Genomic DNA, 12530 nt, shown 5'->3' with positions numbered 1-12530 from the left:
GGCGGGCGCACAAATGTGCCCCGCGGCGCCGCCGACGGGCAATCCCGTATGCCCGGAAGGCCGCGGTCAGGAACGCGGCCTGGTCTTCTGCGGATCGTAATGGGCGAAGGCCACGACTCGCGCCGGCAGCCGCTTGGCGTGGCCGTCGAGCTTGCCGATTTCAACTCGCGCGCCGATGGCGGCGTGGGTGACATCGAGCCGCGCCAGCGCGATGGTCTTGTTCAGCACCGGCGAGCGCATGCCCGACGTGACGACCCCGATCTGGGCGCGGCCGACATGCACGCAATCGCCATGGCCGACCGCGACGTTGGCATCGATGTCGAGCCCGACCAGTTTGTTCTGCGGGTTCTCCTTGCGCCGGATCAGCGCCTCGCGGCCGATGAAGTCGTCGGTCTTGGACTTCAGCGGCACGGTGAAGCCGATGCCGGCCTCGAACGGGTCGGTCTGGTCGGAGAACTCGTAACCGGCGAAGATCAGCCCGGCCTCGATGCGCACCATGTCCAGCGCCTGCAGGCCCATCGGCTTCAATCCATGCGGCTGGCCGGCGGCCCAGATCGCGTCGAAGACCTTTTCGGCGTCGCGCGGATGACACCAGATCTCGTAGCCGAGTTCACCGGTATAGCCGGTGCGCGAGACGACGACCGGAACGCCATTGCCGCCGCCGATGCGCGCGACGGCGAAGCGGAACCATTCCAGTTCCTCGATCGACGGCTGCAGCGGCGAGGTCCAGATCACCTTCCTCAGGATATCGCGGCTCTTCGGCCCCTGCACGGCGATATTGTGCATCTGGTCGGTGGACGAGCGTACCAGCACGTTGAGACCGAGCTTTGTCGCCGTCTCGCGCAGCCATTCGCCGGACAGATCGTCGCCGCCGACCCAGCGGAAATTGTCCTTGCCGAGCCTGAGCAGCGTGCCGTCGTCGATCATGCCGCCATGCTCGTAGCACATGGCGGAATAGACGACCTGGCCGACGCCGAGCTTCTTGACGTCGCGGGTCAGCGTGTACTGCAGCAGCGCTTCGGAATCCGGGCCGGTGACCTCGAATTTGCGCAGCGGCGACAGGTCCATGATCACGGCGTCCTGCCGGCAGGCCCAGTATTCGGCGATCGCGCCTTCCCTGGCGAAGGAGTTGGCCAGCCAATAGCCCCTGTACTCGACGAAGTCGCGGGTGTGCTTGGCAAAGCTCGAATGAAAGGAGGTCTCGCGGGTCATTTTCGGTTCCGAATCGGGCGTCATGCGTCTGGCGATCGCACGCGAGAATTTGTGCTGGCCGGAATAGGTGCGCACATGGATGTCGGTCAGGTCCCAGCCATTGGCCGGCGTCGTATCGTCGGGGCAGGCGGAGGACACGCAGACGATGTCGGTCAGGGCCCGCAGCAGCACATAGTCGCCGGGCCGCGACCATGGCTCGTCGGAGACCATGACGCCATGCGCGTCGATTGCCGTGTTGAAGAAGAAATTGATAGCCATCCAGCCGGCGCGTGGTGTGACGCCCTTGTCCGACAGCGCGCGGTTGAAGTTCTCCGAGCAGTTGGCATGGCCGGGATAGCCGATGTCATCGTAATATTTGGCGGCGCATGCGAGCGCGAAGGCGTCGTGCCGGCCGCATGTGTCCTGCACCACTTCGACCAGCGGCTCCATGTCCTGGTTGTAATATTTCGAGTGCAGCCCCGGCATCGGATAGCTCGCGCCCATCAGCGTGCGTGTCGTCGTCACATCGAGCGGATGGTCGAGCCCCTTGTCCAGCTTGCGCGCCGAAAAGCACTGGAAGTCGGTGCATTGGCGCCCGTCGACGTCGATGATCTGCAGATAGTCGCCGGCTTTGACGAAGTAGGATTCCGCCGTCGCCGAATGGACGCGCAAATCGAGCACCGGATCGGCGAGCGGGTCGGCCAATAGCGACTTCGCCGCCGGACGGATGGTGGCACGCCGCACGATCACGGCAAGCGGCGTCGCCGTATCATGGCCGTCGACCAGCATCGGCCCGCCGGGCGCGGCAATCACCACCGAGCCGTCGCGCACGACGGTGAAAGCTTGTTCGGTGCCGGCCGGCGTGGCGCCGCCGAACACGCGCACCGCCTTGGCCTGGTCGAGCCGCACCTGCCGGCGTGCGAGCCCGCGCCGCAGGGACGCGAGGCTGTCATCGCCCTCGGCAAGCAGCGCCTTGATGCCGGCGGCATTGCTGTTGGAGTTTTCCCCGAGGATGGAGGGATCGGTCGCACCGGTGCCATCCCACGCCAGCAGTTCGCAAGCCTGGCCGCCCTCGGCATTGCGCACCGTGATCGTGTCGCCGGCCTCGGCCTCGATCAGCACCGCACCATTGCCTTGGACCGTATAGCGCTCCATGCCCGGCGGCAGCGCGATCTGGCCGGGCCGCAGGATCAGGCTCGGCCGGGGTGGCCCGGATGCGACGGCAGGGTAGGGCGACTGGCTCATCTCAGCCTTGCGGTTCGAGAAACAAGTTTGCCTGTGTGTGAAATTATTTTAGCAGCAAGAATAGCAGTGCGGGTGGGTTTGGCAAGGCGGTGGTGGACTGGGTTCTTCCTTCTCCCCTTGTGGGGTCTGAAGGACGGGGCGAGATCCGTGGCTCGCCCCAGGGCGGTGGATCAGTGCGCAGCGCCGAGACGGTTGAGGGGGTGGGTGACGGAGTGCCGTCATTGCCAAGCTGGAGCACCGCTCATCCGACCTCGCTCCGCGCGGCCACCTTCTCCTACAAGGGGAGAAGGGAAGGGCGCGCGCAAGGCTACGTCACTTCCTCGGAATGGCTGATATCCACACCATATTCCGCCGCCGCATCGAGCATCGTGTGCCACAGGCTCTCGGCAAAGGTCGCGAAGACCAGAGCGTTGAACATCGGCTGTCCGTCCGCCCGATCATTCCCACGCCAGAGCGAGACGCTGGTGTGATCCATCGAGGTTGCGGCGGCAGAGCCGACCGCGAACACACTGGCATGCAGATCGAGCGATGAAAGCTTGGCCAACATCGCCCGCGCCTTGTCACCGGAGATGCTGATCAGCGCCCGCGCATGCGACTGGTCAGACAGCGAAGCCGATCCGGCAAGCAGAGGAGCAAGCGCCTTCATCCCGTGCTTGCCACTCTTCGACAGCACGAAAAACTGATCCGGCCCGGACCAGATCAGCGTGGCGTCCGCAATCCGCACCGCCTTGGGCGCATCCGGACCGGCAATGCCGAAACACGCCGTCGCAGCCCTGGCCAGGTCACCCGCCTTGCCGCGGCGTGCCATCACTTGCACGAGGTCGAAATTGCGGATCTCGGTCAGCGAAACGCCGGTATCGCCCTGCGCGCCATGCGGACCGACGACCAGCGTGCGGTCGAGAGGGCTGCGCGCATCCCAGGTAAATTCAGCCACGCTGGCGCCCTCCATCCGGGTCGTAGAAGACGGGATTGCACAGTTCGACATCATACTCCTCTGCGCGCAGCGGATCGTGCGCGCGCACGGTCTCGCCGATACGCTCGCGACCACGTTCCACGAGAGCAAGCCCGATCCATTGATCCGATGTCGGCGAGAAGCAGACTGAGGTGACATAGCCCTGGTCGTTATCAGGTCCGGGCGTCTGGCCCTTCGGAACGATGTGCGCGCCGGAGCGCAGCCGCCGCGCCTTGTCGGTCGGCTTGATGCCGACGACGACCTGCCGGTCCGGCGCGACCAGTGCCTCGCGCCCGGCCATGATGCGGCCCACAAAATCCTTCTTGGTCGACATCATCTTGCCCAGGCCGAGGTCGGCGGCCGTGGTCGTGCCGTTCAGTTCCGGTCCGGCGACATGGCCCTTTTCGATGCGCATGACGCCAAGAGCCTCGGTGCCGTATGGCGTCACGCCGAACGGCTTGCCGGCCAGCATCAGATTGCGCACGAGCGCCTCGCCATAGCGCGCCGGCACCGAAATTTCGAACGCCATTTCGCCGGAGAAGGAAATGCGAAACAGCCGTGCCTTGATGCCACCGCGCAACGCAACTTCGCGCGCGCCCATGAACGGGAAGCCCTCGTTCGACAGATCCTCTGTCGGGTCGACGATCTCCTTCAGCAGATCTCGGGTCTTCGGCCCGGCGATCGAGAATTGCGCCCACTGGTCGGAGACCGAGGTCAGTTGCACGTCCAATTCGGGAAACAGCACCTGCCGGCAGAATTCGAGATGCTGCATCACCAGTCCGGCCTTGGCGGTGGTGGTGGTGAGGAAATAATGATCCTCGGCCAGCCGCGAGGTCGTGCCGTCGTCGTAGACGAACCCGTCCTCGCGCAACATCAGCCCGTAGCGTGCCTTGCCGACGGCGAGGCTGGAGAAGGTGTTGATGTAGACGCGGTCGAGGAAGGCGCCGGCATCGGGGCCGTGCACGTCGATCTTGCCGAGCGTCGAGACATCGCAGAAGCCGACGCCGGAACGCACCGCCTTGACCTCGCGGGTGACGGATTCCAGCCAGTCCTTCTCGCCCGCGCGCGGATACCATTGCGCGCGTTTCCACAGGCCGGTGTCGACGAAGACGGCGCCCTGTTCGGCGGCCCAGTGGTGCGAAGGCGTTAGCCTTGTGGCGTGGAAAGTCTCGTCGCGGTGATGGCCGGCAAAGGCGCCGATCGCGACCGGCACATAGGGCGGGCGGTAGATCGTCGTGCCGGTTTCGGGAATGGACTTGCCCGACACCGCGGCCATGATGGCAAGGCCGGCGACGTTGGAGGTCTTGCCCTGGTCGGTCGCCATGCCGAGCGTCGTGTAGCGCTTCAGATGCTCGACCGATTCAAAGCCCTCACGCTGTGCGAGTTCGATGTCGGAAGCTGTGACATCGTGCTGCTGGTCGACGAACGCCTTGCCCTTGCCGGCGACATGCCAGAGCGGCGTCAACGAGAACGCCTCGTCATCGGCAGTCGGCGCTGTGCCGGCCTTGCCGCAGCGCCCGGCGTCGAGCGCGGCCGCCGCGCCTGCTGCAAACCCTCCCGCCAGGCAGGCGCCGAGACCGAACGAGCCATTGGCTGCACCGGCGGCGACCATGCCGGGAGGCGCGCCGTCGGGCACGAAGGCGGCGATGTCGTCGCGCCATTTCGGCCGGCCGCGATGATAGGAGGTGAGCCCGACCGCCGGGTTCCAGCCGCCGGAGACGGCAAGCCCGTCCGCTTCCACTTCGGCTCGCGCGCCGCCGGTGAGAGAGACGGAGATTTTCCTCACACCGTCCTTGCCGCCGTCCGCACGGCTGACGGCGCCATGCAGCACCGGGAAGCCGCTCTTCGAGGCGAGCGAACGATGGGCGGGCGAGACGTCAGGCCGTGCGTCGATGACCGCCGCAATCTGCAAGCCTGCGCCGAGTACTGTCTCGACCGTGCGCCAGCCATCCTCATTGTTGGTGAACAGCGCGATGCGTTTTGCCGGCGCGGCGGCATAGCGCGCGACATAGGTCCGCATGGCCGAAGCCATCATCACGCCGGGCGTATCGTTGCCGGCAAAGACGACCGGCCGCTCGAGGGCGCCGGCCGCGACGACGCAACGCCTGGCCACGATCCGCCACATGCGCTGGCGCACCTGATGCTCGGGCGGCGAGGGCAGATGGTCGTTGACCCGCTCGATCGCGCCATAGGTGCCGCCATCGTAGACGCCGAACAGCGTCGTGCGGGTCATGATGCGGACATCGGGCATTGCCTCGAGTTCCGCCAGGGTTCGCGACAGCCACTCGGCTGCCGGCAGCCCGTCGATCGTGCCGCCATCCGAGAGCAGGCGGCCGCCGGGAATAAAATCCTCTTCGCACAGGATGACGCGGGCGCCGGAGCGGCCGGCGGCAAGGGCCGCCGCAAGCCCGGTCGGGCCGGAGCCGGCGATCAGCACGTCGCAATGCGCCCAGGCCTTGTCGTAGTGGTCGGGATCGGCAGCGCCGGCGGCGCGGCCGAGGCCTGCGGCGCGGCGGATCGCCGGCTCGTAGATCGCCTCCCAGAATTTCGCCGGCCACATGAAGGTCTTGTAGTAGAAGCCGGCGACGAAGATCGGCGCGAAGAGCTGGTTGACCGACATCACGTCGAAATGGAGCGACGGCCAGCGGTTCTGGCTGGCGGCCTCAAGCCCTTCATAGAGCTCGGCGGTCGTGGCCTTGGTGTTCGGCTCGCGGCGTGCGCCGGTGCGCAGTTCGACCAGCGCGTTGGGCTCTTCCGAGCCAGCGGTCAGAATGCCGCGCGGACGGTGGTATTTGAACGAGCGGCCGACCAGCTTGACGCCGTTGGCGATCAGCGCCGACGCCAGCGTGTCGCCCTCGAAGCCGAAGAACGTCTTGCCATCGAAGCGGAAGCTCAGCGGTGACGAACGATCGAGGAGGCCGCCAGTGGAGAGACGATTGGACTGGGAGGAAATCACGATGCAGCCCCATGCACTGGCGTCGCGCTGCCCCTCATCGCCCTGCCGCTTCTTACCCTCCCCCTGGTGGGGAGGGTCGCTGCGAAGCAGCGGGGTGGGGGGGCGGCGCCGACCCCCACCCGGACCTGCGGTCCGACCTCCCCACAAGGGGGAGGTAAAGACGTACCGGCCTTCACCGCGGCGCTGAGCTGGACAGAAAAATTCATTTCGCAACCTGCCTCGCCCCGGCGCCCGCCGCCGGCTCCACGGCCGAAATTTCGTGCGTCAGCGTGTTGCGGGTGACCTTCAGCCACGCTCGGCAGCCGCCACCGTGGTACCAATTCTCGTCCATCACGCCGGCGACATTGTCGCGCAGGTAAACGTAGTCGAAGACGTCGTCCTCCGAAGCGCCAGCCTCCGGACGCATCGGCTTGGCGTCGCCGAGATAGGTGAACTCGCCGAGGTCGCGTTCGCCGCAGAAGGGACAGGTGATGCGCATGGCAGGGCCTTCAGTGCAGGTTCGGTTGGGCGCCCTGGCCCTTTTCGTCTATCATCGCACCAGACCGGAACCGGTCGAGGCGAAAGCGGGCGGCCTCCTTGTGGGATTGGTCGCGGGCCAGCAGGTGGGCAAAGACGAGGCCTGAGCCCGGCGTCGCCTTGAAGCCGCCATAGCACCAGCCGGCATTGAGGTAGAGCCCGTCGACCGGCGTCTTGTCGATGATCGGCGAGCCGTCCATCGACATGTCCATGATGCCGCCCCACTGGCGCAGCAGGCGCACGCGGCCGATCATCGGCATCAGCGCCATGCCGCCTTCGCAGACGTCTTCCATCACAGGCAAATTGCCGCGCTGGGCGTAGGAATTGTAGCCGTCTATGTCGCCGCCGAAGACCAGGCCGCCCTTGTCCGACTGGCTGACGTAGAAATGGCCGGCGCCGAACGTCATCACATTGGGGATGAGCGGCTTGATCGCCTCGGAGACGAAGGCCTGCAGCACATGGCTTTCGATCGGGAGGCGCAGGCCCGCCATCGCGGCGACGCGCGAGGAGGAGCCCGCGACGGCCATGCCGACTTTCCCGGCGCCGATCTTGCCGCGCGAGGTCTCGACGCCGGTCACCTTGCCGTTGGCGTCGCGCACGAAGCCCGTCACTTCGCAATTCTGGATGATGTCGACGCCGAGCGCGCTCGCCGCATGGGCGTAGCCCCAGACCACCGCGTCGTGCCGCGCCGTGCCGCCGCGCCGCTGCAAGAGCCCACCTTGCACGGGAAAGCGCGCATTGTCGAAATTCAGGAACGGCATCATCTTCTTGACCGCGGCAAGGTCGAGCAATTCGGCATCGATGCCGTTGATGCGCATCGTGTTGCCGCGCCGCGCATAGGCGTCGCGCTGCGCGTCGGAGTGATAGAGGTTTATGACGCCGCGCTGGCTGACCATCGTGTTGTAGTTGAGGTCCTGCTCCATCCGCTCCCACAGCTTCATCGATAATTCGTAGAAGCCGGTGTTGCCGGGCAGGCCGTAATTGGAACGGATGATGGTGGTGTTACGGCCGGCATTGCCGGAGCCGATCCAGCCCTTTTCCAGCACGGCCACATTCCTGATGCCGTACTCGCTGGCGAGGAACCAGGCGGTGGCCAGACCATGCCCGCCGCCGCCGATGATCACCACGTCGTAGCGGTCCTTCGGGCTGGCGTCGCGCCAGGTGCGCTGCCAGTTCTTGTGGCCGGAGAAGGCGGCGCGGGCGAGCGAGAAGATCGAATATTTCATACGTTCATTCCGAGGTCGCTCGCACGCTGCGCCGGTCAGATATCCAGCGTGTGGTCGCGCTCCCATTGCGTGAAGTGCGAAGCATAGGAATTCCATTCCTGGTGCTTCAGCTTTAGATAAGCCGACGAGAATTCCTCACCCAGCGCCGTCTTGAGCGATTTGTCATTGTCGAATTCGCGCAACGCGTCGAGCAGGTTGAGCGGCAATTTCGGCGCGCCCTCCACCGTGTGACCGTGCTGGTACATGTCGATGTCGTAGCGCCTGCCGGGATCGGCCTTGGAGCGGATGCCGTCGAGGCCGGCGGCGATGATGACGGCTTGCAGCAGATAAGGGTTGGCCGCGCCATCAGGCAGCCGCAGCTCGAAGCGGCCGGGGCCGGGCACGCGCACCATGTGGGTGCGGTTGTTGCCGGTCCAGGTCACCGTGTTCGGCGCCCAGGTGGCGCCTGAAATGGTGCGCGGGGCGTTGATGCGCTTGTAGGAGTTGACGGTCGGGTTGGTGATGGCGGCGAGAGCCGAGGCATGTTTCATGATGCCGCCAAGAAAGTTCTTGCCCTTGGCCGACAGGCCGAGCTCCATCGAATTGTCGGCAAAGACATTGGTCTTGCCTGTTTTGTCCCACACCGAGATGTGCGCATGGCAGCCATTGCCGGTCAGTCCCTGGAAGGGCTTGGGCATGAAGGTGGCGCGCAGGCCGTGTTTCTCTGCGATCGACTTGACCATGAACTTGAAGAAAGAATGCTTATCGGCGGTCGCCAGCGCATCGTCGAAGGCCCAGTTCATCTCGAACTGGCCGTTGGCATCCTCGTGGTCGTTCTGGTAGGCGCCCCAGCCGAGCGCCAGCATGTGGTCGCAGATCTCGGCGATGACGTCGTAGCGGCGCATCAACGCTTGCTGGTCGTAGCATGGTTTCGCCGCCGTATCATATTCGTCGGAGATCGTTTTGCCGTCGGGCGAGATCAGGAAGAATTCCGCCTCGACGCCGGTCTTGACATGCATGCCGTCGTTAGCGGCTTCCGCGATCAGTCGCTTAAGCGTGTTGCGCGGTGCCTGGTCGACCTCCTTGTCGTCCATGATGCAGTTGGCGGCGACCCAGGCGACGTCAGGCTTCCAGGGCAGCTGGATAACCGAATTCGGATCCGGCACCGCCAGCATGTCGGGATGTGCCGGCGTGAGGTCGAGCGAGGTAGCGAAACCGGCGAAGCCGGCGCCATCCTTCTGCATATCTGATATCGCCTGCGCCGGCACCAGCTTGGCGCGTTGCCCGCTGAACAGGTCGGTGTAGGAGATCATGAAATATTTGACGTTTTTCGCCCTTGCGAACTCTGCAAGATCAACTGTCACGGAAGTTCCCCATTTTTTGTCGATTGTTGGCCCTAGAGCATATGGCCTTCGGCCCTTTGTTGATCAGAAGCCGTTCTTCCCCGGTATCCAGTTGGTGCCGGCCAGCGGCACGCCGGCCATCGCGGCGGCCTCGATCGTGAGCGCGACGAGATCCTCGGGTTCGAGATTGTGCAGGCTGTTCTTGCCGCAAGCGCGGGCGATGGTCTGCGCCTCCAGCGTCATCACCTTGAGATAGTTCGCCAGCCGGCGGCCGGCGGCCACCGGATCGACCCGCTTCATCAGTTCGGGATCCTGCGTGGTGATGCCGGCCGGGTCGCGGCCCTCGTGCCAATCGTCATAGGCGCCTGATGTGGTGCCGAGCTCGTTGTACTCCGCCTCCCAGCGGGGATCGTTGTCGCCGAGCGCGACAAGGGCAGCCGTGCCGATGGAGACCGCGTCGACGCCGAGCGCCAGCGCCTTGGCGACATCGGCGCCGTTGCGGATGCCGCCCGAGACGATCAGCTGCACCTTGCGATGCATGCCGAGATCCTGCAGCGCCTGCACCGCCGGCCTGATGCAAGCGAGCGTCGGCTGGCCGACATTCTCGATGAACACTTCCTGCGTCGCCGCCGTGCCGCCCTGCATGCCGTCGACGACGACGACGTCGGCGCCGGCCTTCACCGCAAGCGCTGTGTCGTAATAGGGGCGGGCGCCGCCGACCTTGACGTAAATCGGCTTTTCCCAGTCGGTGATTTCGCGCAGTTCGAGAATCTTGATCTCGAGATCGTCCGGCCCGGTCCAGTCGGGATGGCGCGAGGCCGAGCGCTGGTCGATGCCCTTGGGCAGCGTGCGCATCTCGGCGACGCGATCGGAGATCTTCTGGCCGAGCAGCATGCCGCCGCCGCCGGGCTTGGCGCCCTGGCCGACGACGACCTCGATGGCATCGGCGCGGCGCAGGTCGCGCAGATTCATGCCATAGCGCGACGGCAGATATTGATAGACGAGCTGCTTGGAATGGCCGCGCTCTTCCTCGGTCATGCCGCCGTCGCCGGTCGTGGTCGAGGTGCCCGACAGCGTCGCGCCGCGCCCGAGCGCTTCCTTGGCCGGGCCCGACAGCGAGCCGAAGCTCATGCCAGCAACGGTGATCGGGATTTTCAGCTCGATCGGCTTCTTGGCATGGCGTGAGCCCAACACGACTGATGTGTCGCAGCGCTCGCGATAGCCTTCGAGCGGATAGCGCGAGATCGATGCGCCCAGGAACAGAAGGTCGTCGAAATGCGGCAGCTTGCGCTTGGCGCCGGCGCCCCGGATGTCATAGATGCCGGTGGCCGCGGCGCGGCGGATCTCGGAAAGCGTGTAGTCGTCGAAAGTCGCGGATTTGCGCGGCGTCGTCGGCGGGTTGCGATAGGTCATGCTGCCTCAATACGCGTCGGCGTTGTCGATATTGAAATTGTAGAGCGTGCGCGCCGAGCCGTAGCGCTTGAACTCCGACGGCTTGACGCCGGTGACGCCGGCGCGATCGAGCAGGCCTTGCAGGAGTTCGAGGTGTTCGGGCCGCATTTCCTTGGCGATGCAGTCGGCGCCCAAACTGTCGACCTTGCCGCGCACGAATAGCCGTGCCTCGTAGATGGAATCGCCGAGCGCGTCGCCGGCATCGCCCAGCACCACCAGATTGCCGGACTGTGCCATGAAGGCCGACATATGGCCGATATTGCCGTGCACGACGATGTCGATGCCTTTCATCGAAATGCCGCACCGCGAGGACGCATTGCCCTCGATGACGAGCAGCCCGCCCTTGCCGGTGGCGCCGGCATACTGGCTGGCGTCGCCTTTGACTGTTATCGACCCCGACATCATGTTTTCGCCGACGCCGGGTCCCGCCGAACCATGCACGGTGATGGCACTGCCGGAATTCATGCCGCCACAGTAATAGCCGACGCTGCCGCGCACATCGATGCTGACCGGCTGGTCGACGCCGACGGCGACCGAATGGCTGCCCTTCGGGTTCAACACTTCCCAGGCGGTCTCGTTCGAGCCTGGCATCAGATTGTGCAGTGCCTGGTTGAGCTCGCGCAGCGACATCTGGTCCAGGTCGAACACCCGGGAGGCATGGTCGCTCGCCGCCGCGGTTGAAAGTTTTGTTGCCGGCATGAACTCAATGCTCCCAGAAATAGACGGTTGCGGGTTCCGGTTCCCAGACTCTCGCATTGTCTATGCCGGGCAGTTTGGTCAGCGCGCGATATTCCGAGCCGAAGGCGACATACTGGTCCGTTTCGGCCATCACGGCGGGCTTGCAGGCGATCGGGTCGCGCACCACGCCGAAGCCGTTCTTGGTGCCGACGACGAAGGTGAAGAAACCGTCGAGATCTGAGAGGGTGCCCTCCAGTGCCTCGCCGAGGTTCTTGCCATGCGCCATCTGGGAGGAGAGATAGGCGGCCGCCACTTCGGTGTCGTTCTCGGTCTCGAATGTCATGCCTTCGCGGACCAGTTCGCGGCGAACGTTGTTGTGGTTGGACAGCGAGCCATTGTGCACCAGGCACTGGTCGGCGCCGGTCGAGAACGGATGCGCGCCCATCGTCGTCACCGCCGATTCCGTCGCCATGCGGGTGTGCCCGATGCCATGCGTTCCGGTCATCCCACGGATGTCGAAGCGGTCGACCACAGCCTCGGGCAAGCCGACTTCCTTGTATATTTCCACGGCTTCGCCGGCACCCATGATGCGGATGTCGGGCCTGAGCGACTGGATGGTCTCACGCGCGGCATCGACCTTTTCGGGCGTGGTCCTGATGACGGCATGCGTCGATTTTACCATGACGCTCACCGGCACGCCGAGCGCCTTGGTGAGTTCGGCGTCCAGTCCACGGAAATCACGCTCCGGCCTCGGCGACTGGATGGTGATCTTGGCCTCGTTGCGGGACGGCGCGCCATAGATCGCGATGCCGGCGCTGTCGGGTCCGCGATCGCTGAGCGATACCAGCATCTGCGACAACATCGCACCGAGCTGCGGCTCCAGCGCTTTGTCCTTGAGGAAAAGTCCAACGATTCCGCACATGCCAGCCTCCAGACCCTTTGTCGCTAAAAATGATGTATCGAATGAGTTCGGGGAATTCAATTGGTATGAA

The 12530-nt window shown here is 65.0% G+C and carries 9 protein-coding genes; all 9 read right to left on the bottom strand.

Going from position 1 to position 12530, the window contains the following annotated elements:
* Positions 1-66 precede the first annotated feature (66 nt).
* Complete coding sequence (locus tag FJ972_RS23290; protein ID WP_140520866.1) at positions 67-2436, bottom strand: DUF1989 domain-containing protein; 2370 nt, start codon at positions 2434-2436, stop codon at positions 67-69.
* Between the two features lie 307 nt (positions 2437-2743).
* Positions 2744-3370: a sarcosine oxidase subunit gamma gene (locus FJ972_RS23285; RefSeq protein ID WP_140520865.1), complete on the bottom strand. Its 627-nt coding sequence runs from the start codon at positions 3368-3370 to the stop codon at positions 2744-2746.
* Complete coding sequence (locus tag FJ972_RS23280) at positions 3363-6341, bottom strand: sarcosine oxidase subunit alpha (RefSeq protein WP_413466340.1); 2979 nt, start codon at positions 6339-6341, stop codon at positions 3363-3365. Before FJ972_RS23280 ends, FJ972_RS23285 begins: the two co-directional genes overlap by 8 nt.
* Positions 6342-6546: 205 nt before the next feature.
* Positions 6547-6822 carry a sarcosine oxidase subunit delta gene (locus FJ972_RS23275; RefSeq protein ID WP_140520863.1) on the bottom strand — a complete coding sequence of 92 codons (276 nt, stop codon included), beginning with the start codon at positions 6820-6822 and terminating at the stop codon, positions 6547-6549.
* A 10-nt stretch (positions 6823-6832) separates the two neighbouring features.
* Positions 6833-8086, bottom strand: a complete 1254-nt coding sequence (locus tag FJ972_RS23270) for a sarcosine oxidase subunit beta family protein (protein ID WP_140497859.1) — start codon at positions 8084-8086, stop codon at positions 6833-6835.
* Positions 8087-8121: 35 nt separating this feature from the next.
* Positions 8122-9429, bottom strand: coding sequence for a type III glutamate--ammonia ligase (gene glnT / locus FJ972_RS23265; RefSeq protein ID WP_140497861.1), 1308 nt, complete (start codon positions 9427-9429; stop codon positions 8122-8124).
* 63 nt (positions 9430-9492) lie between these two features.
* Positions 9493-10821 (bottom strand): FMN-binding glutamate synthase family protein, encoded by a 1329-nt coding sequence (locus FJ972_RS23260; RefSeq protein ID WP_140514697.1) that lies wholly within the window; start codon positions 10819-10821, stop codon positions 9493-9495.
* Positions 10822-10827: 6 nt separating this feature from the next.
* Positions 10828-11559 (bottom strand): GXGXG domain-containing protein, encoded by a 732-nt coding sequence (locus FJ972_RS23255; protein WP_140520862.1) that lies wholly within the window; start codon positions 11557-11559, stop codon positions 10828-10830.
* A 4-nt stretch (positions 11560-11563) separates the two neighbouring features.
* Positions 11564-12460, bottom strand: a complete 897-nt coding sequence (locus FJ972_RS23250) for a class II glutamine amidotransferase (protein ID WP_140520861.1) — start codon at positions 12458-12460, stop codon at positions 11564-11566.
* Positions 12461-12530 lie beyond the last annotated feature (70 nt).

The sequence above is a fragment of the Mesorhizobium sp. B2-1-1 genome (assembly GCF_006442975.2).
Lineage (GTDB): Bacteria > Pseudomonadota > Alphaproteobacteria > Rhizobiales > Rhizobiaceae > Mesorhizobium.
This window is presented reverse-complemented; position numbering and strand designations above follow the sequence as displayed.

What these genes read in the sequence shown, in the direction of transcription:
- FJ972_RS23260 (WP_140514697.1), bottom strand. Translation starts at nt 10,821, where the DNA reads ATGACCTATCGCAACCCGCCGACGACGCCGCGCAAATCCGCGACTTTC.
- FJ972_RS23255 (WP_140520862.1), bottom strand. Translation starts at nt 11,559, where the DNA reads ATGCCGGCAACAAAACTTTCAACCGCGGCGGCGAGCGACCATGCCTCC.
- FJ972_RS23250 (WP_140520861.1), bottom strand. Translation starts at nt 12,460, where the DNA reads ATGTGCGGAATCGTTGGACTTTTCCTCAAGGACAAAGCGCTGGAGCCG.
- FJ972_RS23270 (WP_140497859.1), bottom strand. Translation starts at nt 8,086, where the DNA reads ATGAAATATTCGATCTTCTCGCTCGCCCGCGCCGCCTTCTCCGGCCAC.
- FJ972_RS23275 (WP_140520863.1), bottom strand. Translation starts at nt 6,822, where the DNA reads ATGCGCATCACCTGTCCCTTCTGCGGCGAACGCGACCTCGGCGAGTTC.
- FJ972_RS23290 (WP_140520866.1), bottom strand. Translation starts at nt 2,436, where the DNA reads ATGAGCCAGTCGCCCTACCCTGCCGTCGCATCCGGGCCACCCCGGCCG.